The following is a 23,737-nucleotide window of genomic DNA, read 5'->3' as shown; positions in this document are numbered from 1 at the left end:
GAGTTGGATCAGCGGTTACGGGAGAACGCGATGCGCGGGTCCACCGGGCGGGCCGCCGGGCCGGAGGCGGCGGGCACGGCCACCGGCGCCTTACCCGGCAGGTCGGCGCGGGCGGGACTGGCGGCGAGCGCGGCGGCGCTCATGGGGAACTTGTGAGTGGTGAAGCCCTGATCGCGCTGGGGGCGCGCTGCCGTCGTAGGCGCGGGTGAGCGGCGCGCGGCTACGTCCTGGGCGAGGAGGGGCTGCACGGCCACCTGGAGGTTGGCACGATGCATCGCCAGCGTGGCAGTGGCGACCTTGTCGAGCGCCTCGCTGCGGTGCGTGGTGATGGGCAGCGTGTAGATGTCCAGGCTCGGTTTGTGTCGCCAGCCGTGCTCTTCCAGGATGAGCGGGCCGTCGAGAGCGGAGGAACCGTCGGCGGTGGCGGCGACCACGCCGAGCTGCGGGTGTTCGGCGAACGCGACGTCCGGCTCGACGCGCGGGGGCCGGTCGGGGGCGGGCGCTGGTCCGGAGGTCGGCGAGGGGTCGAACGCGGTGCCCACGTCGACCCGGTAGCCGGCCTTGCGTAGTAGCGCGACGGCCCGGGTGGTGCGGCCCTGCCCGTCACGCTGCTGGTTGGCCAGTGCGTACAGGTTGGGGTGGTCGGGGACGGGGTGGAAGTCGAATCCCTTCAACATCCAGGTGCTTGCGGCCAGTTGCTTGGGGTTGGCGGCGACGATGCCGAGGTCGGGGTGGCGGCCGACCGCGATGTCGGGAAGCGGGTCGTGCTCGGGGGTGGGCATGGCGGATCCGTCCGATGGGCGCAGGGGGAGCGGGGCGGTCGAGGACGGGGACGGTTCTGCTGGTGCGGGACATGGCGGGCTCCAAGCTGGGCAGCGGTCAGCGATCGGGCGCGGACGAGGGCCGGGCGGGTGGCAGGGAGGCAGGTGCGGCTGAAGCGGACGGCGGCGCGACCGGGGTTGTGGGCCGTGCGGTCGGCGAGACCGCGAGAGCGGCGGCGACCCGGGACGCCGCCGGTTCCTCCGGGGCGACTTGGTCCACCCGGGTCTGGAGCCTGCCGGGGTGGTCGGTGTGCCGGTCGGCCAGGACGCCGCGCATGGACCGAATGTCCAAGGCGTAGGAGTCGAGCTTCTGGGCGATGTAACGCAGCCGGTTCGCGTAGTGGGGATCGGCGGGTTCGTCCAGGCTTCCCCACCAGTCGGCCGTCGTGTTGAGGGACTCCACGACGCGCTGGAGAACGCCGTCACCGGGAGCGGTCAGCTCGCTCAGCGCGGCGACGACTTCGCCCGTGTGCGCCGCCGACCGGATGGACTGGGGCAGGTGGCCGAGCCGGTCGCCGAGGCTGAGCCCCTGATCACCAGGGGGCGGCAGGCTGGGGTCGAGCAGGCCGGGATCGCACGAGACGTCGAAGCCCTCGGCCTGAAGCATGTCGACGGCCCGGGTCACCATCTGCCGCTGCTCGACCGGGTCGGTCATGGCGGAGGGCAGCCGGTGGAAACGCTCGCGGAACAGCACGACGGGGACGAAGCCCGCACGGTGGAGCACCGCGTCGGCGCCGCTCTCGTGGGCAGGTCGCCGCGGTTCCGGCCGGGGCGGCAGGCCGAGCTGGTCCAGGCGAGTGTCGATGGCGGCGAGCAGGCGGGGGATGCTGCCGCCGTGTCGGGCGTGGGGACCGTCGGGCTCCGAGTCGTAGATCACTTCGTGGAGCGTGGAATCGTCGGGATGACCGCGGGTCACCAACCAGCTCTCCGGATACCCGGGTGGGTGGTCGGTGGGCGGTTCCTGGGGCGGAGAGATGATCAGGGCGCTGCCGTCGGGAAGTTCGGCGTGGACGATGTGGTCGCTGAGGCCGTACTCGACGGTGCAGGACAGTCCGCGCTGCCGAAGCGGCGTGGTCAGGTGGCCGTACGGGTGGTCATGCTCCGACGTGCCAGCGGCGGCTTCCTGGATGAAGGGTTCGCTGGTGCGCGCCGTGATGCGTGTGCCCTCCCGCTGGAGGGTGACCAGGGTCTGATCGGGGCGCATGTGGGCTTCTCCGTAGCCGGCTGTCCCCAGGGGGCGACGGCGGTGGGAAGCCGCAGCCGGGGCGGGGGCCGGTAGGGGGTAGTGGCGTTCGTTGAGGATCCGGCGATCGTGCGGTTTGGCCTCGCCGGAAGTCGGTGCTAGAGGCGTCAGCGCGAGCGCCGCACGGCAGGGGGCTCTGACGCCGCCGAGGCGGGCGGCGAAGCGGCGGAGGCACCGTGCTGGCCGGAGGGGGATCGGGCCAGGGCCGCCTGGACACGCCCGGTGTACTCGGACTGGTCATCGCCGATCCGGTCGGTCAGGTGATCGGCAGCCCTGGCCAACGCCGCTCCGCTGTAGCTGAGTTCGTCGGCGTAGTGCCAGCCTTCGGAGTTGCGGATCTCGCGGGCTCGTTCCTCGTAGAGCTCCCGCGACCCGGGCATGGACCCCTCCATGAGCGCGATGACCTGATCCCATTCGCGGCGGATCTCGCCCGCTCGCTCCAGTACGGAGTCGATCCCGCGCAGGCGCAGCAGGTCGGCGCTGATCGGGCCGTCAAGGTAGTCGGCCGGTTGCGCGGCGGCCCGAACACCGGCGAGGACTTCGGGGCCGTGGGCCAGGAAGGTCTCGACGTGCTCCCAGGCGGTAGCGTCCCGGGCCACCTTGCCGTCGGCGTAGCCGGTCTCGTCGACGGGCCAGCCGTCCTCGTCGCAGTACGAGTCGGAGACCGCGGCCCACTGGTCCGAAGCCTGCCTGATGCCGTCGGCGGCGGAGGCCAGGGCCTGGACACGCGCCCGCCATGCTGCCCGTTCGTTGGCATCTTGCGGCTGGCGATCAGGGGTGGCGGAGGAGTCGGGAGAGGTAGGCATGGTCGTTACTCGTTTCTGTACGGGTGCCTCACCGCGAACGCGGCAGCGAGCGCGTGACGGATGGTGGGGCAGGGGATGGAGCGTCGTTCCGCTGGCCGGGGGAGGTCCCCCGGGCCGACGCCGCTGGCGAGAAGCGGGCCGCTGCTGCCGCTTGGTGCGCCCGGGAGTGGATCTCGTGGTCGACGTTCTCCGCGACGAGATGCAGCTCCTCGCCGAGGTCGGTCAACCGGGAGGCGATGGTGTCCAACTCGGACGCGCTGCTTCGGGCACCGTGGGTGCGACACCACTCGGAGGCGGTTTCGAGCATCTGGTGCAGGCGGGCCACCGCGCCGAAGTCCTCAGTGACGGCCTCGCGGAATAGGTCGGTGAACTCCTCGGTCCGGGCTGCGGCGAGGCGGTCGTTCCCGTCAGGTGCCGGTGCGCCGTTGTCCGGACTCGTGGTCGGGCGGGTCGTCGGGGGGCGCTGGAGCGGGGCGGCGTCCTTGACCGCACCGAACCGGAGACCGGGGGCGAGCCCGGACCGGGAAATCGAGACCCCACGGGGGCTCACTGCCGCGCCTCCCTGCTCGGTCCAAGAACTGAGGACTTGTCAGTTACGGTGAACTCACGGGGGTCTGCATGCATCCGGGCGTCCGTGTCGAACAGTTCGCGCTCGGCCGGATGCAGGATGTGCTGCGTGATGAAGCTCCGACCTGCGACTTTCCACAGGCCCCGGCCCTTGGTCAGGGCGGACACGGCCTGGGTTTCGATACCGGTCAGGCCGAGCAGCGACGCGGCTGCGGTGAGCTGGTCGGGCTCCTGGCGGTAGATGACGCGGGTGGAACAGTCGGCGAGGAGACCCTCGGCCAGCACCCGGCCGCGCGAGCCGGCGTCGCCCGCGCTCAGCAGATCGCTGAGGCGGTGGATGACCATCAGGTTGGCGATGCCGAGCCCTCGACTGAGCTTCCACTGGCTCTGCATGCGCTCCAGCAGGCCGACGTGCCTCATCACGCGCCATGCCTCGTCGTAGATCACCCAGCGTCGGCCGCCGTCCGGGTCGGCGAGCGCGGACTCCATCCAGGCGCTCGCGCAGGTCATCGCGAGGACCAGCGCGGTGTCGTCGCCCGAGCCGCCGAGGCGGGAGAGGTCGATGGACAGCATCGGGGTGGTCGGGTCGAAGGCGACGGTCGAGGGCGCGTCGAACATGCCGCTCAAGTCGCCGTGGACCAGACGGCGCAGGGCATGCGCGAGGTCCTGCGCGGCGGGACCCATGCGCCCGGCCTGGTCGCCGAGAGCCCGGTCGAGGCGCTCGGGCGCGCCGAGGGCGTGCGCGATCTCGCCGAGCAGGGGCACGGTGCCGCCTGCCTCGGCTTCGGTGACGACCAGGTCCAGCGCGAGATCGAGGGCCGTGTGTTCCATCGGCTGGAGATCGCGCTTCAGTACGGTGCGCGCTAGGCCGGCCAGGAGCAGGAGACGGCGCTTGCGGACCTCCGTTGACCAGTCGTTCTCGCTCACCGAGGCGGGCCGGGCAGGGGCATCCAGGGGGTTCAGCCTGCCCGGGAGCCCCGGCCCCAGCGCGATGCTGTAGCCGCCGAGAGCCTGAGCGACGGCCGTCCACTCGCCCTTGGGGTCGCAGGGCACGTAGACCCGGTAACCGTGGGCAATCGCCCGGGTGGCAATGGACTTGGCCAGCGCGGACTTGCCCATGCCGATGATCCCGGCCAGGACCGCGTTGGGGTTGGTGAAGCCCTCGACCCGGCCGCTGCTGTACAGCGAGAACGGGTCGTAGCAGAACGCGGCCTCCGCGTGGACGTCGCGGCCGATGAAGATGCCCTCCGCGCCCAGTCCGCCCTCGGCGAGGAAGGGATAGGCCCCGGACACGGTGGCGGTGGTCATCCGGTGGGCGGGCAGGCGGAGCTTGCCACCGCGTGCCGAGGAGGAGCCGGGGCGTCCGGACGGCGGATAGGTCGGCCGCAGCTCCGGGTCGAAGGTCTCCTCGTCGCGGCGCGTGGGCGGGGCTCCGGCGAGGCGGGCCTGGCGCCGGGCCTCGGCGAAACCGGCGCGGGCGGCGCGCTGCTCGGCCCGCGACGCCTTGTGGGGGACGAACAAGGGGGAGGCGCTGGCGCGGGTATGGGGCATGAACGATTCTCCAGACGGAAGGCAGGGTCAGTGGCGGACGAGACCGGTGAACGGAGCGTGGAGGTCGGCCGGGGTGGTACGGCGTCGGACCAGGTGCGCGGTGCGCTGGTGGCGCTGGCAGATGGTCAGCTCCGGTGCGCCTTCCGGCAGGCCGGCCTGGCACGCTTCGCGGTCGGGGACCTCACCGGAACCGGGCCGGGGGGCCGCGTGGTAGGCGGCGTGGACATGGTCGGCGGCCTGCCAGACCCGGGTGCGGGCGGCGCTGAGCTGGTCGCCCTCGATCGGCACGAGCTGGCCCGTGCGGGCGGCGTGGGCATCGAGCAGGCCGTGCAGCGAGACGAGGTGGGCGTGCAGGGCGTCCAGTTCGGCGCGGGTGGTGACGAGAGGACCGCCTGGCACGTTGAGCGCGCGGTGGAAGTCGAGCGCGGCGGTGGCGAAGGGCACGAAGTCCTGCGCGGTCGGGCTGGCGGTGCGGGACATGGCGGTGCTCTTTCGGAAGGGATGAGGGCCGACATCAGACGGCGAGGGCGAGCGGCACGGCGGCGACGGTGAACGCCTCGGCCTGCTGCCTGGTGAGCGGCCGGAGGTCGAGCTGCGCGCCGACCGCCGCGGTCTCCACGACCGCGCAGGCGGAACGAAGTTCCTCCTCGGAGTCGGCCGAGACCGTCAGCAGACCGGTCAGGGCGACATCCGCGTGGCCCGCGATGAGCTGACGCTCCCGGGACTTGATGTCCTGGTACTCGATGGAGTCCGCTTCGGAGTCGACCTGGCCACGCCGCGCCCGCTCGGCTGCGTCCGCAATCACACTGGCCTTCTTGCGCTGGACATCACGCAGGGCGGCGTCCAGCCCCTTCGGCTCGTACGACAGCGACAGGGTCCGCCGCACCCCGGCGGTGAACAGCAGCTGGTGCAGGAAGCCCGCCGACGTCTCGGTGCGGGGCCAGTTCTCCACCCAGTACGTGCAGTGGACGGCGGAGTCGGTCGCGATGTGGTCCGACTTCTCGACGACCACGACCGGGCCGGCCGCGGCCGCGTCAGCCTCGGGGCGCCCGGAAGACGACCAACGGTCCAGTGCGGAAAGGGCCTTGGGGTCGTACGCCGTTCGTACGACTGCCGCGATCTCGCGAGCGGTGAGCCAGCCGGTGGGGTTGAGCCCGGCGGTGCGCGCGGCCTGGTCGAAGGTCGAGGTCAACTGCGCCAGGACGCTGAAGGACCCGGTCAGACCACCACCGGCCTGGTTGATCAGCCGCCTGGCGGCCTTGGCGTCCAGCGAGATGGCGACGTACGCCTCGTGCGGAGCAGCGGCCGGGCCGGCGCTCTGGATCAGCTCGCTGTAGACCTGGCCGGCCACCGGGGCATCGGGCCGGCCGTGCTCCTCCCAGTACCGGCGAAGGGCGTCGCCGGAGTCCGGCACGGTGCGCTCGATCACCTGGATCCGGGCGACCTGGCCGGTGCGGGCCAGTGCGGCGAGGGCGCGGCCCCAGCCGTTGACGTTGGCGTTCTGGGTGCCCGGGTCGAGCAGCGCGTAGGCGCGGGAGGACACCTTGACGACGGCTGTCAGCGTGCCGGCGTGGGGATCGTGGACCGCGCCGTACCGGCGGTCGGGTGCGGTGACCACGCGCAGGCTGGCGGCGGTACCGGGCAGGTGGAGGAGTCCTTCGCGGACCGGGCGGCGGGAGGGGCGGACGAGCCAGATCAACTGGCCCCGCATCCGGCGGAGCACGTACCGGGTGACGATCGGCGCCCAGTCGGCCAGGGCCCGGCCTCGGTAGCGAACGAAGACGAGCAGGGCGGTGGCGGCCCACAGCGGGACGAGTTCGAGAGCGCCGACCACGCCACGGGCGAGGATCACGGCGAGCAGGAGCAGGCCGGTGAGGCTCACGACGATCAGTTGCGGGGCGGTGAGGCCGAGCAGGATGCCACGCCTGCTGCGGTGCGGGAACTTCACGGTGGCCGTGGTGGCTTCGGCCTGGCGGTTGTCAGACATGGCGGTTCCAGACGGGGGAGCGGGCGGGAAGGGGCAGAAGGCGCAATGCTCTTCTGGAGGTCATGGCAGGGCTCCGTCTCGGGTGGCCGGAGGGGAATGGGGCGGGCTGGAGGGAAGCAGCCCGCCCCCGGGTGGCGGTGGGTCAGGACCCGGACGGCGGCTGGTCGGGGTAGACCCAGCTCGTCGGAGTCGGGGAGCCGGTCGCCGACGGACCGGTGGATGGCGGCGGTGGTGCGGTGGGACCACCGGGCGGAGCGGCACCTAGGCGGGTCAAGCTGCCGCCCGGAATCGACGCGCCAGCGGGCTGGACGGCGGGAAGATCGCTCCCCTCCGAGCCTCCTGCTTCGGTGTCGGCAGGCCGTGTGATCAGCGCGGGGATGCCGGGACGCTGGATCAGGGCGCGGCCCTTGTCGCCGGAGGCGTTCGGGTCCTCGCCGTACCGGAAGCGGGTCTGCGGCTTCGGAGGTCCGCCGTCGATGCCCTCCTTGCTCAGGTTGCCGCCGGTGGGGTTGATGCCGGAAGCGACACCGTCGCTGCCCGCGCCGGGGACCTTGCTCGGCCCCTGCGGAGCGGGAGTGCCGGTGCTGGCCTGCATCGCGAGGCTGCCCGCGGTCTTCGCCGCGCCCGCGGCGACCGCCATGCCGGCGACGCCGGTACGGTGCAGATCGTCGTGTCCGCCGCCGTCACTCGCCCAGTGGACGAACTTGTAGGTCGCGTACGGGCAGAGCAGGACCAGGACCATCACGACGATGCCGGCCATCGCATCGGAGAGGGCGGCCATGCCGTCCGTGGCGTCGGACTTGCCCATGGCCGAGACGCCGATCAGGAAGACCACGGTCATCAGCAGTTTTGACACGACCAGGGTGGCCGTTGCCTCGATCCAACCCCGCCGCCAGCGCTTGGCGACCTCCCAACCACCACCGGCTCCCGCGAAGACCGCGAGAGCGACCATGATCAGGACGCCGACCTTGCGGGCGACCATCACGCCCCAGTACATGAACGCGCCGATCGCACAGCCGAAGGCGACCAGGGATGGGACTGTCCAGCCGAGGCCGTACATCGGCCCCAACTGGTTGACCTTGATGACGCGGCGGATCGCGTCGTCCACTGAGCTGTTGGCCGCTTGGAACAGGCCGTCGGACAGGGCGTCGACCACCGTGATGGCGACGGAGGTGAAGGCGACGGCGCAGAAGGAGAAGAGGACGCCGGTCATCGTGCCGATCGCGGCTTGGGCGAGTGCGCGTTCGTCCCGTCGCCAGGCCGCGAGCATCAACTGGATGCAGAACGTGCCGACGGTCAAGGCGAGACCGATGGGCAACAGCAGCTCGTAGTTGTCCCGGAACCAACCGGCGTTGAGATCGATGGCGGTGGTCTCGTTGACGGCCCTGGCGGCGAGATCGGCCGCGCTGGCGGCAAGCTCACCCGCTGACTTCGCGATCCACGCCCCGATGCCGTCGGTGACGGTCCCGGCGGGATTGGTGGCGAAGTCGACGGCGCCGCAGACCTTGTCCATCAGCGGAAAGTCGCAGACTCCCATGTCGATACCTCCTTTCAGGGGCGGGGGTCAGGGAGCGACGGCCGACAGGACACCGGCCAGGGCGCAGGGACGGGAGGGACGGCACTGGACCGCGAGGGTGGTGACGCGGTTCTCGGCGCCGCCGTGCGACGAGCCTTTCCAGGCGATCGACTGTTTGCCGGAGACCGTCACGGCGTAGACGTACGCGGTGGTGATCGCCCCGGGGTCCGCCTGCAGGGCCTGGGTGAACGAGTCGGGGAAGTGCGCCTCGTTCACCTTGGCGGTGGCGAACTGGCCGTTGGCGGCCATCTCCTTCCACAGCACGCGCGAGGGGACGAGCGTGTCGACCGAGGCGGTGTCGGCGTACTTCTTCTCGCTGGTCAGCCACCCGCGCAGGGCGACCACCAGCTCGCGCTGGGAGTAGGCGCGGGTGTCGTACGACCACAGCGCCGCGGCTGCCGCCTTGCCGAAGGCGATCGGGTCGTGCGTGGACGTGGGAACGGGCAGGTCGCCGCGGCTGCCGTGCGGTCGTGACGAAGCGGAAGCAGAAGCGGTCGAGGGGGAAGCCGAACTCACCTGCGGTGCGGGAGCCTTGGAGGAGATCCTGCCGTCGCGGGTGAGGTAGGCGGCCAAGCCGGCGAGGGCGACGAGCACCACCAGGACAGCGGTGCCGAGCAGCGCCCGGCGGCGCACGCGAGAAGCGCCGCCGGGGTTCGTGGAGCGGGAAGACATCAGCGGACCTGGCTCCCCAGCGTGCTGAAGAACGCCACCACACCGTTCGCGGCACCCAGCAGGAGAGCCGCGCCAGAGCTGACCAACACACCCTTCTTGCCGTTGGCCTCGGCCTGGTGACCGCCGGAGTGGTGGCCCCAGGCCCACACGCCCGCACTGACGGCGAGCGCCCCGACCACGGCGATGATCCCGAAGAGGTTGATCGAGCCCATCACCTGCTTGAGGACCGACAGACCCGGCAGCCCGCCCTCGTTCGGCTTGATCCCGGGGTCATAGGCGAGCTGGACGACCTTGTCGACGAGGTACATAGTTGTGAACTCCAGTTCGATTTAGTGCACGCCAAAGCCCGAAGGGGCGAAGAGCCAGTGCAGGAAGGGGGAGGGAGAGAAGCGCCGGTCAGACGACTCGGCGGGCCGCGAGAATCTGCGACTTCCAGGACGCGAGGGTCACGAGGCGGACCACGTCCCCGGTGCGCGGGGCGTGCACGATCAAGCCCTGGCCGACGACCATCCCGACGTGTTCCGGGACTTTGGCAGTCCCCTCGGTGAAGACGAGATCACCGGGCCGGAGAGCGTCCACCGATACCGGCTTGCCCTCCTTGACCTGCGTGTACGTCGTCCGCGTGAGGGTGACCCCGGCGGCCCTGTACGCCTGCTGCATCAACGAGGAGCAGTCACAGCGGCCCATGGGGTCGCTCCCGTGGGAGTCGGTGCAGCTCCCGCCCCACTGGTACGGGGTGCCGAGCTGGCCGAGCGCCCAGCGGATCGCCGTCTGAACCTTGGGCGGAGCGTCTGCCGGGATCTTGTACCCGGTCGGCACCGCGCCGGGCGGGATGGTTCCGAAGTCGGTGCCGTCCCCGTCGGCCGTACAGCCGCCCGCGGTACTCGACGCAGCACTGGCCGTGCTGTCCGAGCCGGACGGCGAAGGGCTCGGCGACGTGCCGCCGGCCTTCGACAACAGCGGCTCGATCGCCTGCTGCAAGGCGGTGGCAAGGGGCTCCCACTTCGCGTAAGCCTCGGGGAAGCCGGACCTCTGCACCGCCTGGGCAGCCTGGGTGACGGACAGGGACTGCCAGCCCGAGACCTTTTCCAACGCCTCGTAGAACTTCGTCGAGGTGTGCACCGGGTCGAGGATCTCGTTCGCGGTGCCCCACCCCTGCGACGGCCGCTGCTGGAACAAGCCCAGCGAGTCGCGGTCGCCGTAGGTCAGGTTCCGCAGGCCACTCTCCTGCAGGGCGGTCGCCAGAGCCACGATCTGGCCCCGGGCCGGGATGTTCATCGCGACGCCGGTGGCCTGGATGGTCTTGGCGTTGGGGATCTGCTCGGCCGGGTCTCCCAGGCCCGGCACGGAGACCGTGCCTTTGACGCCGTCCTCCAGGATGACCTTCACCTGAGCAGCAACGGCTGACGTATCCACAGCCTGTGTACCGCCGGTCGAGCAGGAGGCCGAAGCGCTCCCGGCCGCGATACCGAGGATCGGAACGGCCACCAGCAGCGGACCGGAGGCGAAGAGACCGACGACGGCTCCGGTTGTCTTCTTCATCGCCGCTGCCGTACGCCGGGGCGGACAGCCCGGCTGGGCAACGGTGTTGGGTCAGGGCGTGGGCGTATCAGGGCGTGCTGCATCGCAGCGGCTCCTCGCGGTTCGTAGGAGGCGCGGTGCCGACTTCTCGTGCAAAGCCGTCGACACCGCGCCGATGTGAATCCGCCTCTCAGGGCGGGCCCGGATCAGGGGAGTTGGTAGCTCCCGGACGCCGGGTTCAGGTCATGCGTGGCAGCCAGCCGCGCTCGTAATCTCAGGCGGTGCACCGGGTCTCCTCACGGCTTCGGGAACGGGGAGTCAACGTGCCTTCCGGCCCGCGTTCTTGGACGTGGCAATACGGATCAGCACAGGTCAGCAGGGGCGAAGCCGGGCTCCGCCTCGGTGACGTGGCGAGACAGTAGACCGGGATTCCGGCCGCACCAAACGACTGCCGAACCGGGCCCGAACCACGGCACCGGCTCGTTAGGCGCGGCCGGAAATCGCGGCTAACCTCCGGCGCAATCCCGCTCCGAACGGCCGCCGTTGACCGCCGTCCGGGGAGGGCCCAGTCCCGTCGTGCCCTGAAAGAGGCCCCGCACATGAGCTACACGCTGCACCGAGGCGACGCCCTCACCGTGCTGAAGAACCTCCCGGACGAGAGCGTCAACGCCGTCATCACCGACCCCCCGTACAACTCCGGCGGACGCACCAGCTCGGACCGCACCGGCCGCACCGCCCGCGCCAAGTACGTCACGGCCGGATCGGCGCACGACCTGCAGAACTTCCCCGGCGAGAACCGCGACCAGCGGAGCTATCGAAGCTGGCTGACCGCACTGCTCACCGAGGCGTACCGGGCCGCGACCGAGCACTCCGTCGCCATGGTCTTCTCTGACTGGCGCCAGGAGCCGACGACGTCCGACGCCCTGCAGATGGCAGGCTGGACCTGGAGCGGAACGATCCCCTGGATCAAGCCCGCCAGCCGGCCCCGCAAGGGCGGGTTCAAGCAGTCGGCCGAGTTCATCGTCTGGGGCGTCAAGGGCAGCCTCGAAAAGGACCGGGACCTCTACCTGCCCGGCCACTTCATCGCCTCCCAGCCCCGCAAGGACCGTGTCCACATCACCCAGAAGCCGGTCGAGATCATGCAGCAGCTCGTGCAGATCTGCCCCGAAGGCGGCACCGTCCTCGATCCTTTTACCGGCAGCGGCTCCACAGGCGTCGCCGCCCTGCGCGAGGGCCGGCAGTTTTTGGGGGTCGAGCTGTCCTCGCATTACGCCGATGTCGCTGAGGCGAGGCTCCGAGCGGAGCTGACCCAGGACGACTTTGTCCTGGCAGGACCGGAGGCATGAGCATGAGAGCGACCGGACCGGGGCCGACGGACCGCAGACGGATGAGGGCGGCTGGTGCATCGAGAAACCGACGCACCAGCCGCCCTTCCTCTTGCGTCAGGCCGCCTCGAACGCCCGCCGGATCAGCGGTCCGGCCTTCTCCATGTCGGCTGCCGAGGCGATACGCACCTCCAGGTCGCCGGTCCCGAGGTGGCCGATACCGCGCATGTCGCGTGAGAAGCCCTCCTCCAGCTCGACCGTATCCGGGTCGACCTTGAGGTAGACCAGGATCGCCTCGTGCTTCGGACGGAAGATGACGGAGGCGACATTCACCATCCGGCGGTACGCGATGTAGTGCCGAAGCTGAGCCACCTCGACCTCGCCCCAGGCGGTGAGGGCCTCGTCCAGCTCGGCGTACAGGTCCTTCAGGCAGCCAGGAATCGCACCTGCGGTGGCAGTTGCCTGAGCGGATGGCTTCCCGCCTCCGCCAGCGGCACGAGCCGTGCCCTCCCGCTCGCGGCTCTGGCGACGATCCGAGACCGGTCTCGTGGATCCGGGAGTGGACTCGATCAGCAGCAGGCTCAGCAGCCCACCCTCGAAGACGCGGTAGCGCACCAGGTCGACCCGCTCGCGCAGACGGTGCACCGCGACTCGGTCGTGATGCGAGAAGCCAGCGGCGATACAGACCATCCGAGGGTTCCGCCAGTCGATCGAATCGGCGACCTCGGATCCCAGCTTCTCCTTGACCAGTGCCTCGAACTCGTGACGCGCGGAGTCCAACCACGACAGGTATGAGACAGCCTGCGACAGGACACCGCTGTCGGCGCCCTTCTTGTACTCGATCAGCGCAGGTGTGCCGTTCTCGTCCAGGCCCAGCGAGTCGATCCGGCCGCGGTGCCAAGGCCCCGTCGGGTACTCCGACGCCAGGAAGCGGATGCCGAGCATGGCCTCCATGCCTGCCTCGACCCGCCGCTGCAGCTCCACCTCCAGCGTCACCGTGGAGCCGCGCAGCTCGACGTCCTGGCCGTCGGCATCCAGCCGGAACAGCTTCAGGTTGGTCACCAACGTCCCCCTCCGTGATCACTACAGGAGGAGCAATCGAAACCGGCCTGCCGGTATTCCGTACTGGGCGCAAACCACCCCAATCAAGGCCACCTTGCGGAAGGATCTACGCGGCCACAGAGAACATGGGTACGGAGACGAAGTGGAACCGTCGCGTGTCGGAGTCGTGTTGGTCCATGGGTTCTTGGCCTCTCCGAAGACTTGGGACGCGTGACGGCCGCCTGGTTCTCTACGGGGGACCTCGCGGTCCCTGGACCCGCACGAGCTGGCGGCTGTGTTGTGGATCAGAACAGATTGGCCCCTTCGGGCTTCATGCTCACGGATACTCTGTGGAGAAGGCGGCGAAGGGGAGAAACGTGGAGAGCTTGTTCCGAGCGGTCGAGCCACGCGACGACGTGCTAGCGGGCGAACTCACAGAGTCGCGCTTTGCAGCGTCGCTTGAGGAGGTCATCGCTGGTACGGCCCCGGACACGTATGCCGACGCAGGGCACTTCTTCGCGGCCACTTTCCCGTCGGCTGGCTTGAAGTCATTGCTCAATGAGGTCCTCGGCCGCATCGGCGGTGGCAAACCGGACGGCGCCAGTGTGATCCGGCTGGAGACCAACCTCGGCGGTGGTAAGACCCACAACCTCATCGCGCTCTTCCACGCGGCTCGAGGACGACTTGGTGCAGTTCACGCCGCAGAGTTCATGGACGCCTCACTCCTCCCTGGCGAGCCCGTGGATCAAGTGGGGGCGTTCGTCGGCACCAGCACCGGCGCGCAGAGCTTCCCCGAGGTCGCTGGCGTCACTCCCCGCACCGTCTGGGGATACCTAGCACTCCAGGTCGGTGGGGCTGCTGGGTATGAGTTCGTTCGAACGGACGACGAGGCGCTCACTGCGCCGGGCTCCGATGCGATCAAGCGGATGCTGGGGGATCGCCCCTCGCTGCTCCTCATCGATGAGATCGCTCGCTACTACCACGTCGCCAAGGGGGTGCGAGTCGGCGAAACAACACTCGCCAGCCAGACCACGGCCTTCCTGATGGCGCTCATGGAGGCGGTGGACGGCCTGCCCCATGCGGCATTGGTGATTACAACCACCGGGGTGACTGACGCATTCGGCGACGCGACCAGCGATGTGCTTGAGGCCATCAACGAGGCTCGTTCGCTCATGGCGCGCAAGGAGCTAGTCCTCCGCCCCAGCGAGGAACCCGATCTCCCGAAGATTCTCGCGCGTCGTCTCTTCAAGCAGCGCGAGAGCGGTAGCGCCGCAGCGGACGCCGCTCAGGCGTATGCGGAGGCCGCCGATGCTGCGTATGCCAGTGGCCTTGATCTCCCAGAGGGCATGGTTGGCAGCGGCTGGGCATCAGAGGTTGCGCGAACGTATCCGTTCCATCCCGCCCTCATCCGGATCTTGGACAAGCGTCTGTCTACGATCCCGAACTTCCAGCGCACCCGCGGTGCGCTGCGGCTGCTTGCCCGTGTTGTGCGTCGGCTCTGGGCTCAGCAGTCGGATAGCACCTACTTGATTCACCCGCACCACATCGATCTTGCGGAACGGGTTATCGCTGAAGAGCTCTCCAGTCGGCTGGAGAGACCACAGTTCGAGCCTGTGATTCGGGCAGACATCGCATCTCAGGCCGGCGCGGAGTTGTCACACGCTGAGCGGGTCGACGAGCGGATGGGCGCGCCCTACGGGCGGCGCCTTGCCGCTGCGGTCTACCTGTACTCCCTCACGCGTGATGTGCCGGGCGTGCAGCCTCCCGAGCTCTTCGGCGCAACGCTCGTCCCAGGAGACGATCCCAACCTGCTTCAGAAGGCGCTTGATGGCCTCGAGTCCGCCTGTTGGTACCTGCACGCAGATGTGCGCGGTTACCGCTTCTCGACCGAGGCATCCTTGGTGAAGCTGATCCAGGAGGCCGAGAGTGAAATAAGCGTGACCAAGGCGCGCACCAAGGCCACGAGGATCCTGACCGAACAGTTCCGCGACAGCACGCTCAAGGTCCGTCGGCACTGGGACGACGCGAAGGTCCCAGACAACGCCGAGGATGCCTGGCTGGTCGTAATGCACTGGGACGACTTCGGTGACCCGCGCGGCGTTGACCCTCACGGCGCCATCCCTCCCAAGATCCAGGAGCTGTGGGAGCGCACTCCGTCCGGCGGAGTTCGCGAGTATCGCAATCGACTGGTGGTGCTGGCGCCGTCACTGGGCACGCATGATGCGATGGTCCGTGCTGTGAAGACTCACCTCGCCCTTGAAGAGCTCTCCACGAGCACCGACACGCTGAACGCTCTGACTCCTGAAAAGCGGAGCGAGCTGAAGGACAAGGCCAAGGAGTCCGCGCTCATGGCAAGGGTTGCGGTCTGTAACCACGTGAACGCGTTGTATGTGCCTACGAGCCAAGGTCTTGAGGCAGTACAGCTTGATCAGGTCACTACCTCATCGGTATGGCCCAACCAGACCGATGCGATCTTGAGCCGTCTTGCTGCCATGGAGAAGACGCTTCGCGCCGGCGACAAGGCAATCGACCCGGCACACGTAAAGAACAAGCTCGGTGACCTGATGAACCGGCCCCAGCCAACTGAAGAGCTGGTCAAGGCATTCGCCAGGCGCCCTGATCTCAAGATGGTTTTTGACCGGGCCCAGCTGGTCTCTCTGATCAGTGCCGGCGTCCGCAACGGTGTGTGGGAGTACCAGGACCCGGACCGCGGCGACGATGGCTGGGCAACCAGGGAGCACCCCGGTGCGAGCATCCGACTAGCGGCTGATGTGCTCCTGCACCCGCCCGGCTCAGCCCCGGCACCAACGGAGCAGGCGTGTCCTTTGTGTGACACCGTCCATCCTGGTCGGGGGTGCCCGGACGAGACACTGAATGGCTCTCCGAACGGGGGCACTCAGCTCGGGCTGCAACAGGTGAAGCCCACGGTGTTCACTGGCGTTGGCGCGGCTGGTAGTGCCTTCACACAGGCACGCAGCGCAGCAGCGGATACACAACGAGAGAGTTTGCTGGAACTGAAGATTGAGATCGACCACCTGGGCGCCGGAGGCGGACCCGAGCTGCTGAGACTTCATTCGATCGTCCCAGCAGCGACCTTGGGCGCCGACTTGACCTACGAAGTCGATGTGATTGTGACCCTCGGTGATGAGCAGACGCATGCGGCGAAGGTTTCCTACCTGGGCACACCCAGCGATTACACTCCGCTTCGCGAAGCTCTCAAGCAGCTACTCGGCCCGCGTGAGTCCGTGCTCAAGGCATCTGTAACTGCAGCTTTCGCTGATCCATTGCAGTTGTCCGGAGACGTGGTGGAACGGTTTGCTCAGGCTGCGCGAGACACTGGTCCTACCAAGTGCAGAATCACTATGCGCACTGAGAGTGATGGATGAGCCGAGCTGAGCAGTACACCTGCCTGATCACCCGCGATGAAGATGGGCGAATCGTCGCTGTTGACGTAGCTGCAGACGATCTTGATGGAGGTCATCGTGCCATCCATGTGAATGGTGGTCGAGCCACGCACATCGCTGCCCCTCTCCAGGACGTTCTTCGGGCCGCTGGCTTCCGCGGCCGAGACTGGACTTCCCGGAAACCGCTGGAGCTCGATCCGATGCTCGGTGCTCACGCGGAACTGTTGTTGCGCGCAGTGAAGCCCCTACGTCGTGCGGATCGCATCGTCGACATCGCCGAAGGCGTGGCGGGGATGAGCCGGGAGGAGGCGGCGTATTGGCATGCTCAGGTACAACATCGGCATGGGCTTAAGGCGTTGCGAATTCTTCTCGACGGCGGCAGACGCCGGTAATTGCGTTGAGCTACCTGAAGTGCTGCGGCGTCACCCGGGGGCCCTCGACTGACGACCTCTCGGAGTGCTTGCGTGGTGCTTCATCAACTAAGAAATTCGACGATCCATAGCTCGCAGCGGTCGCATCCGCGGTGCGGGTGTAGTGAGAGGACCGCCAGTGAGTCGCAGTTTGATCGAGCAATGGCTGCCTGCCGCAGCGATTGGTGCCGAGAGCCTGCGTGAGCGGGGCAGTGCTAAGGCGTACCCGCCGATCAACTTTCTGCACGTATGGTGGGCTCGCCGCCCGCTCGTAGCTAGCCGCGCCGCTGTTGTCTCTTCGCTGCTGCCAGCCTGGCCGTCTGATGAAGAGGCGATGGGAAACCCAGAAGCGGCCCGTATCCAAAAGGGGCTTCAGGAAGAGTTTCCCGGTGGTGAGCAGAGCTATCAAGACTGGTATGTGAAGTCTCTTGGAATCCTTGGCGATTCGGTTGCTGCAAGGAAGGCTATCAAGGCTGCAAACGAGGCTGGATTGAAGCTCGCTGGAAATGGCTACGGATATCCTCGAGCCTTCACCGTAAATCCTCAGGAAGACACCATTGCGCGAATTCAACGCCTGGCGAACTTGCGCGTGCCAGGCAGCATGGCAGGCCGAGAAGTTCCTAAGGTTCTCGACCCGTTTTCGGGCGGCGGGTCAATCCCATTCGAAGCGGCGCGATATGGGTGCGACACAGTGGCGAACGAATTGAATCCAGTAGCTGCTGCGATCCTGCAAGGAACGTTGGTACTTCCGGCTACGCTCGGACCGCAGTTTGGAAATGTAATCTCTGCTTGGGGAGCAGAGTGGAGTGAGAGGCTGCGCAAGCGTCTCGCCGTATATTTTCCGCAAGAGCGGAATGAAACAATTGTGGCCTATATTTGGGCCCACACTGTCCCCTGTCCCACGACAGGTCGTCCGACCCCGCTGATGCCTGATTTCTGGCTAGAGCGCGGTAACTCCGCGCGCGATTCTGCAATCGCTCTCGAGGTAGACAAGGAATCTGGGGTTTTTGAGACCCGTATCGTTCGTGGTGCTGCAGCGAAGGAATGGGGAATAAAGTCCACTTATAAGGGCGGCGCTGCTACAAGTATTTGGACGGAAGAGGCGTTTTCCGGTGAGCATATCCGGGAAATGGCTCGTTCTGATCGGATGGGGCAAGTCCTTCTCGCTGTTGCCGTTGCCCGAGCTGGATCGAGAGGACGCTTCTTCCGTCCCCCGACAGCTGCCGACATTTCGGCTGTGGCGGAGGCGGAACGCGCGCTAGTGCAGAAAATTCCTGGATGGGAAATTGATGATCTAATTCCAAGTGACGAAATCGACAGTCTCTCGAATTATGATCGAGGGCATCGAATGTATGGCATCAAACGATGGGCTGATTTCTTCTCGCCGCGACAGCTGCTTGTAGGTGTCACCGCGCTAGAAGAGCTCCAAAAGATCACGAGCGAGGCGCGCGATAAAATCGGGGAAGAGAAGGCCGGGGCGCTTTCTTTGTATCTTGCCTTCGCTCTGGATAAGATGATCGACTACAATAGTCGACAGTGCAGCTGGGATTCATCGCGTACCAAGATCAGAAGTACGTTTGATAAGCATAACTTCAACTTCAAATGGTCATTTGCTGAATTTGATGGAGCTTATGCGCTAGCTCCGTGGGCGGTGAATAATGCAGTCGTGAATCACGAAAAGATCTCGGCGTTGATTTCGAGTGGCGACGTACTGATGGGTGAAGCCCAAAAATCAGCTGTGCATGTTGTTCGGGGGTCGGCCAGGAGTTTGCCTCTCGCTGACGAATCCGTCGATGCAGTCGTTACGGACCCGCCATACTATGATAATGTCATGTATGCGGAGATCTCTGATTTCTTCTATGCCTGGCTCAAGCGGTCGCTTCGTGACACCTGGCCGGAGTTTACCGATCTCGCTCGCACTGACAAAGAATCTGAAGCAGTGGCTAATCCTGCACTGTTTAAAGATGTTGCGATGCCGACAGTCCGTGGGCGCCGAAAGGGCGGTGCTGCCAAGACTGCGGCCGACTTGGCTGACGCCAGGTATGAAGAGCTGTTGAGACAATCTTTCCTTGAGTCGTACCGCGTTCTGAAAGCGGAGGGTGTCATGACTGTCATGTTCACCCATAAGCGAATTGATGCTTGGGATACCTTGGGATCGGCTTTGCTGGATGCGGGTTTCTCAATCGATGCTTCCTGGCCGGTGCATACGGAAAGTGAGAATTCGACACATCAGGCGAAGAAGAATGCGGCGCAGTCAACTATCTTCCTGGCCTGTCGAAAGCGAACTGGGAACGAGCCTGCCTACTGGTCAGATATTCGACGTGACGTTGAGCGCGCTGCTGAAGAGGCTGCAACCCGATTCGCCGTCCAGGGCATGACTGGCGTAGACCTCACTATCGCGACATACGGTCCTGTGCTGTCGGTGCTGTCTGACCGCTGGCCTGTATACACTGGTGAACTTGATGACGATGGAAATCCGGAGATCTTGCGGCCGGACGCAGCACTGGACCTGGCCCGAGAAAAGGTTGCTTCGCTAAAGAAGCGGGACCTGCTTGGCGGCCGGGACATCGATTTCGACAGGATCACTGACTGGTACTTGCTGGCCTGGAGCGACTTTGCGGCGGCAGAGTTTCCTTACGACGAAGCCCGCAAGCTTTCCCTGGCAACGCACCTTGACCTCGATGATCTGGCCAAGCGTCACAAGGTGGTTAAGGCGTCGAGTGGAAGCGTCACTCTTCTGACGCCGACGCAGCGAGTCACAGCTGGTGCGCTTGATCCAGAAGCTGCGGAATACGCGACTTGGCTCGACCGGCTGCACGCTCTGATGTCGTTGTACGATTCGGATGGCCTCGGCGCAGCGAAAGCTTGGCTGAATCGCACCGGTCTGGCGGACGACTCCACGCTTACGGAGGTGGTCCGCGCCGCGCTTCACGCGATTCCCCGCGTGAAGGTCAAGGGCGCTTTTGCACGCCCCGAGGCACGGATTTTGGACAGCCTACGAGCGGCTCTGTTCGATCACCTTGACCTACCCGTCGATGAGGTGGAACCCGTTGCTCAGCACGAGCAGCAGAGCTTCGGTTTCGATGTCTGACGTCAGCGTCGTGGCGCCGCCCGGCCTGAGAGGCTTGGACCTGAAGCCTGGTTATGACTCCAGCGATCAAGTGCTGGAGGCGTTCTACATCCCAGCCCTGTCGCGGTCGGTTCACTACAACCGCTCGGTTGGGTACTTCCGCTCCTCTTCGCTGAGTGTTGCCGCGCGCGGTCTGTCTCGCTTCATCAATGGCGGCGGGCGCGTGCGGCTGCTGTGTGGTGCTGAGGTCAGCCCGGGGGACAGGGACGCCTTACTTGGCCGTGCCGAGATCGGCCCGGCGTTCGCCAAAAAGCTTGCCGACGCGCTGGTCACTGAGTCCGAAGTGGATCGACGGCGTCTTGAGGTGCTTGCCTGGTTGGCGAAGGTGGGGCGTCTTGACGTGCGGATTGCGATCCCGGTGGACCAGGACGGGACCCCGATCGTCGGCGGAAACATGGACCCGTACTTTCACGAGAAGATCGGGGTCCTGCGTGACGCGGCTGGCGACGGCGTTGCCTTCCAGGGGTCGGTGAACGAGTCCGCCCAGGCGTGGACTCGTAACTTCGAGTCGTTCTCTGTCTACCCTTCGTGGACTGAAGCTGCCACGTACTTCAGTCACTGGGCCCTGAAGTTCGAGGAGCATTGGGCTGGCCGGATGGTCGGCTTTAGGGTGTACGCCCTACCGGATGCCGCATCAGAGCGCCTGCTGAGCATGGCGCCAGAGGTGGTGCCTGGAGAGAGAGATCCGGAAGAGCCGGAGCCAATGGGCGACGACGCTGCCGTCGCTCGCTATCTGCAGGTGGCGCCGGCTCTTGTCGGTGCCGAGGCCCTCCCGGTGGCAACGACGGGACTGACGCTTTTCCCACATCAGCAGCAGGTGGTTGAACGGCTCGCAGGTCTCTACCCTCGCTCCTGGCTGCTCGCCGACGAAGTTGGTCTTGGTAAGACGATCTCAGCTGGCATGTCGTTGCGCCGGCTCTTGCTGTCCAAGCGCGTGCGACGAGCCCTTATCCTGGCCCCCGCGAACGTTTGTCGGCAGTGGCAGGACGAGCTCTTCGAGAAGTTTGGGCTATGGGTTCCCCGCCTTGAAGGCGGCAAGATCTATGGTGCTCACCCTGACGATGTGCGGAGTGTCGTACCAGGGGTGAATCCATGGGAGGCCGAGCCCGTACTGATCGCCTCCAGCCACCTGGCGCGTCGGCCGGCTGAGCAGGAGCGTCTCCTTGCGGCCGGACCGTACGACCTCGTGATTGTGGATGAGGCACACCACGCTCGCCGTACGCATATTGATGAGGATGAATACCGCCCGGGTCGCTTGCTCGAACTGCTCGATCGCATCACTCAACGGGGAGCAGCCAAGGCACTCTGGTTGCTGACCGCTACGCCGATGCAGGTTGCCCCGATCGAGCTGCGCGACCTACTCGTCCATGTAGGTCTGCAGGGCCCTTTGGCTAGCCCTCATGCATTCGAGAAGTACTTCCGCGAAGTAGCCAGGGGCGATGGCCCGAAGGGCCGCAAGACGGCTTGGGCATGGTTGGACCAGACGCTACGTGACACGCCTCGGCTACCACATACCGCTGCAGAGGAAGCGGTCCTGCGGGGGATCCGAAGCCGAGTGGGACCGATAGCGGCAGCCCGCATTGAGAAGTTCGGCACGGGAGACCTGTCTGGGGAGGAGATCGCCCAGGAGCTGACGCCCAGCGGACTGGCAGCCCTGCGGGAATGGCTGTCTCTTCTCAGCCCTGTCGGACAGTTCGTCACGCGCCATAGCCGAGAGACGTTGAAGATGTACCGCGATCGCGGACTCCTCACAGAGAACCTCGCTGATCGGGACACCCAGCCGGTCGTCGTGCCCTTCACCCAGGAGGAGCAGGACCTCTACGACGAACTCGATGACCTCATCGACCGGCTCATGTCTGCGCACGGAAGCAAGCGTGGCGCCGGCTTCGTATTGACCGTATACCGCCGTCGGCTGACCTCGTCCTGGGCCGCGATCCACGCGACGTTGACGAAGCGACTCAACCGCGAGGCATTGGCGCTCGACGACGATCAGGCGGCAGAGGACTTCGAGGAGGCGTGGAGCGACGCTGGCCTGGAGACCGGAGAAGGACACCAGGTCAACGACTCTCAGGCACTGCCACTGACGCCGACCGAAATCGAGGACATCCGGGGGTACATCAGCCGGATGAAGCACGTGCCGGACTCGAAATTTGACCGATTGCGCTCCGATCTGGACGCTGCCCGTGGGCGAGGACATTCAACTATTGTCTTCACCCAGTACACGGACACACTTCTGAGCCTTCGGGACAGGCTTGTCGGAGCCTATAGATCGCAGCTGGCCACCTTCACCGGACAAGGCGGACAGGTCTTCCGTGAACACGAAGGCTGGGTCGACATCTCCAAGCGTGACCTTGTCGACGCCGTGCGCTCCGGCCGTGTGACCGTCCTGCTGGCCAACGACGCGGCCAGCGAAGGACTCAACCTCCAGGCGTGCAGCTTCCTCATCAATTACGACATGCCGTGGAATCCGATGCGCGTCGAACAGCGCATCGGCCGTGTGGATCGCCTCGGTCAAGCGCGCGATGTTGTCCACATCCGAAGCTACTTCGTACCCAACACCGTTGAGCAAGACGTCTACGCAGCGCTCGCCGGACGAATCGACGACTTCCGGCAGCTGCTTGGGCAACTGCAGCCGATTCTTGGCGCCACCGAACGTGCATTTCAAGCGATCTTCAAGGCGCCGAAGAGCGAGAGGGCCTCAGCTCAGCAACAAGCGATCCGCGAGCTGGTCGACCAAATCGACGTCGTGCGACAGGAAGGCGTCGGCTTCGGCGCAGAAGACGCGATGCCGCTGCCCGAGCACGCCCCTTCCCCCGTTGCTCTTGAGGACCTGCGCGAGGTCCTCTTCGAACGCTTCGGTGCTGTGCTCGACAAGCCTGGCCGCCCCGTCACGTCTGACCCTGCGCGGGCATCGCGTGACGGAGATAGCTGGACAGCACTGGCGACATATGGTCATCCGGCCTTGTCTGAGGCGCTCGCCCGTAGGGCAGGGGCAAGCCTTCCTGACGACAGCGCGCTGGTCATTACTGGCGACGGGGTATGGCCGAGTGTTGCCCTACGCGCCGACCGCACTCCACCCACCGTGGTGTGGGGGCTGAAGGACGTGGACAACCTCGGAACTGCGGCGGCTCGCGGTGAGGCAGAAGAGACAGCCAACACCATTCGGATTGAAGCCATTGGAAGGCAACGGTCGTACGAAAGCGCTCTCAGCGACACTCGCCGACAGCAGGCGTTGGAGGTCATCCGAGCGAAGTTCATCGTCCTTGTTCACGAGGCACTGGCAGCCGGGTGCGCGGCAGCGCGATATGAGGGCGGCGCCAGCATCGATCCGCTGACCGTCTGGCATGCCCTGAACACGGATAGAACGTCGATGTGGGGCTATGCGGAAGCGATGCGCGGCAAGTTGAACGTGCCGCTCGCCCGGCTGATCCCCGCCCGCCTAAGCACCCAGAGGGAACCGATCTCGCCAGAGACTTGGGATGAACTCCGTCGCCAACTCGGACTTCAGCTGGGTGGGTTGATGACCTTGATGCGCGCCACATTTCTTGGGCTGTGAGGGAAGGTGTGGTCCAACGTCGCTTCCTTGCTGGGTGATCGTTTAGGATCCGGGGCTTGTGGCTCGTGATCATGTGGTGGGGATGGCTTCCCGGAACGGATACGGATTGGCGCGTTGACGCGGACGT

At 66.5% G+C, this 23,737-nt stretch carries 17 protein-coding genes; 5 read left to right on the top strand and 12 right to left on the bottom strand.

Translation table 11 applies throughout. The features are described 5' to 3' along the window. Nucleotides 1-8: 8 nt before the first annotated feature. The 11 genes from HW837_RS43520 to HW837_RS43465 all read right to left on the bottom strand — a co-directional run bounded on the left by HW837_RS43520 (nucleotide 9) and on the right by HW837_RS43465 (nucleotide 10,765). Nucleotides 9-782 (bottom strand): hypothetical protein, encoded by a 774-nt coding sequence (locus HW837_RS43520; protein ID WP_193382822.1) that lies wholly within the window; start codon nucleotides 780-782, stop codon nucleotides 9-11. A gap of 97 nt (nucleotides 783-879) precedes the next feature. Beyond that, nucleotides 880-2,025, bottom strand: coding sequence for a hypothetical protein (locus HW837_RS49310; RefSeq protein WP_237270643.1), 1,146 nt, complete (start codon nucleotides 2,023-2,025; stop codon nucleotides 880-882). A 146-nt stretch (nucleotides 2,026-2,171) separates the two neighbouring features. After that, on the bottom strand, nucleotides 2,172-2,870 hold the full coding sequence (locus HW837_RS43505; RefSeq protein ID WP_237270642.1) for a hypothetical protein: 699 nt from the start codon (nucleotides 2,868-2,870) through the stop codon (nucleotides 2,172-2,174). A 28-nt stretch (nucleotides 2,871-2,898) separates the two neighbouring features. Further along, nucleotides 2,899-3,420 (bottom strand): hypothetical protein, encoded by a 522-nt coding sequence (locus tag HW837_RS43500; protein ID WP_193382824.1) that lies wholly within the window; start codon nucleotides 3,418-3,420, stop codon nucleotides 2,899-2,901. Next, a complete protein-coding gene (locus tag HW837_RS43495) occupies nucleotides 3,417-4,988 on the bottom strand; it encodes an ATP-binding protein (protein WP_193382825.1) in 1,572 nt (523 codons plus the stop codon). The genes HW837_RS43500 and HW837_RS43495 overlap by 4 nt, the downstream gene beginning before the upstream one ends. Nucleotides 4,989-5,015: 27 nt before the next feature. Continuing rightward, a complete protein-coding gene (locus HW837_RS43490; RefSeq protein ID WP_193382826.1) occupies nucleotides 5,016-5,468 on the bottom strand; it encodes a DUF6238 family protein in 453 nt (150 codons plus the stop codon). 34 nt (nucleotides 5,469-5,502) lie between these two features. Then, complete coding sequence (locus tag HW837_RS43485) at nucleotides 5,503-6,975, bottom strand: SCO6880 family protein (RefSeq protein WP_193382827.1); 1,473 nt, start codon at nucleotides 6,973-6,975, stop codon at nucleotides 5,503-5,505. A 142-nt stretch (nucleotides 6,976-7,117) separates the two neighbouring features. Further along, nucleotides 7,118-8,512 (bottom strand): SCO6881 family protein, encoded by a 1,395-nt coding sequence (locus HW837_RS43480; protein WP_193382828.1) that lies wholly within the window; start codon nucleotides 8,510-8,512, stop codon nucleotides 7,118-7,120. Between the two features lie 27 nt (nucleotides 8,513-8,539). Next, the gene (locus HW837_RS43475) at nucleotides 8,540-9,223 is read right to left on the bottom strand and encodes a hypothetical protein (RefSeq protein WP_193382829.1); all 684 of its coding nucleotides are present in this window, start codon (nucleotides 9,221-9,223) and stop codon (nucleotides 8,540-8,542) included. Continuing rightward, nucleotides 9,223-9,531, bottom strand: a complete 309-nt coding sequence (locus tag HW837_RS43470; RefSeq protein ID WP_193382830.1) for a DUF6112 family protein — start codon at nucleotides 9,529-9,531, stop codon at nucleotides 9,223-9,225. The genes HW837_RS43475 and HW837_RS43470 overlap by 1 nt, the downstream gene beginning before the upstream one ends. A gap of 88 nt (nucleotides 9,532-9,619) precedes the next feature. Next, nucleotides 9,620-10,765, bottom strand: coding sequence for a C40 family peptidase (locus tag HW837_RS43465; RefSeq protein WP_193382831.1), 1,146 nt, complete (start codon nucleotides 10,763-10,765; stop codon nucleotides 9,620-9,622). Nucleotides 10,766-11,343: 578 nt separating this feature from the next. On the opposite strand from HW837_RS43465, the gene HW837_RS43460 reads away from it, so the two are divergent. Further along, nucleotides 11,344-12,090 (top strand): DNA-methyltransferase, encoded by a 747-nt coding sequence (locus HW837_RS43460; RefSeq protein ID WP_193382832.1) that lies wholly within the window; start codon nucleotides 11,344-11,346, stop codon nucleotides 12,088-12,090. A gap of 96 nt (nucleotides 12,091-12,186) precedes the next feature. On the opposite strand, the gene HW837_RS43455 is transcribed toward HW837_RS43460, so the two are convergent. After that, complete coding sequence (locus HW837_RS43455; RefSeq protein ID WP_193382833.1) at nucleotides 12,187-13,131, bottom strand: DUF5655 domain-containing protein; 945 nt, start codon at nucleotides 13,129-13,131, stop codon at nucleotides 12,187-12,189. Nucleotides 13,132-13,487: 356 nt separating this feature from the next. On the opposite strand from HW837_RS43455, the gene HW837_RS43450 reads away from it, so the two are divergent. The 4 genes from HW837_RS43450 to HW837_RS43435 all read left to right on the top strand — a co-directional run bounded on the left by HW837_RS43450 (nucleotide 13,488) and on the right by HW837_RS43435 (nucleotide 23,610). Beyond that, complete coding sequence (locus HW837_RS43450; protein ID WP_193382834.1) at nucleotides 13,488-16,496, top strand: DUF499 domain-containing protein; 3,009 nt, start codon at nucleotides 13,488-13,490, stop codon at nucleotides 16,494-16,496. Continuing rightward, nucleotides 16,493-16,906, top strand: coding sequence for a DUF7680 family protein (locus HW837_RS43445; protein WP_193382835.1), 414 nt, complete (start codon nucleotides 16,493-16,495; stop codon nucleotides 16,904-16,906). The genes HW837_RS43450 and HW837_RS43445 overlap by 4 nt, the downstream gene beginning before the upstream one ends. Before the next feature lie 157 nt (nucleotides 16,907-17,063). Beyond that, nucleotides 17,064-20,015 carry a DUF1156 domain-containing protein gene (locus HW837_RS43440; RefSeq protein ID WP_193382836.1) on the top strand — a complete coding sequence of 984 codons (2,952 nt, stop codon included), beginning with the start codon at nucleotides 17,064-17,066 and terminating at the stop codon, nucleotides 20,013-20,015. After that, complete coding sequence (locus HW837_RS43435; RefSeq protein WP_193382837.1) at nucleotides 20,008-23,610, top strand: DEAD/DEAH box helicase; 3,603 nt, start codon at nucleotides 20,008-20,010, stop codon at nucleotides 23,608-23,610. Before HW837_RS43440 ends, HW837_RS43435 begins: the two co-directional genes overlap by 8 nt. Nucleotides 23,611-23,737 lie beyond the last annotated feature (127 nt).

Origin of the sequence: Streptomyces caniscabiei (genome assembly GCF_014930365.1) — a bacterium.
In the GTDB taxonomy this organism is placed as follows: Bacteria; Actinomycetota; Actinomycetes; order Streptomycetales; family Streptomycetaceae; genus Streptomyces; species Streptomyces caniscabiei.
Note: the sequence above shows the minus strand (reverse complement) of the source record. Positions and strands in the feature narration are given on the sequence as shown.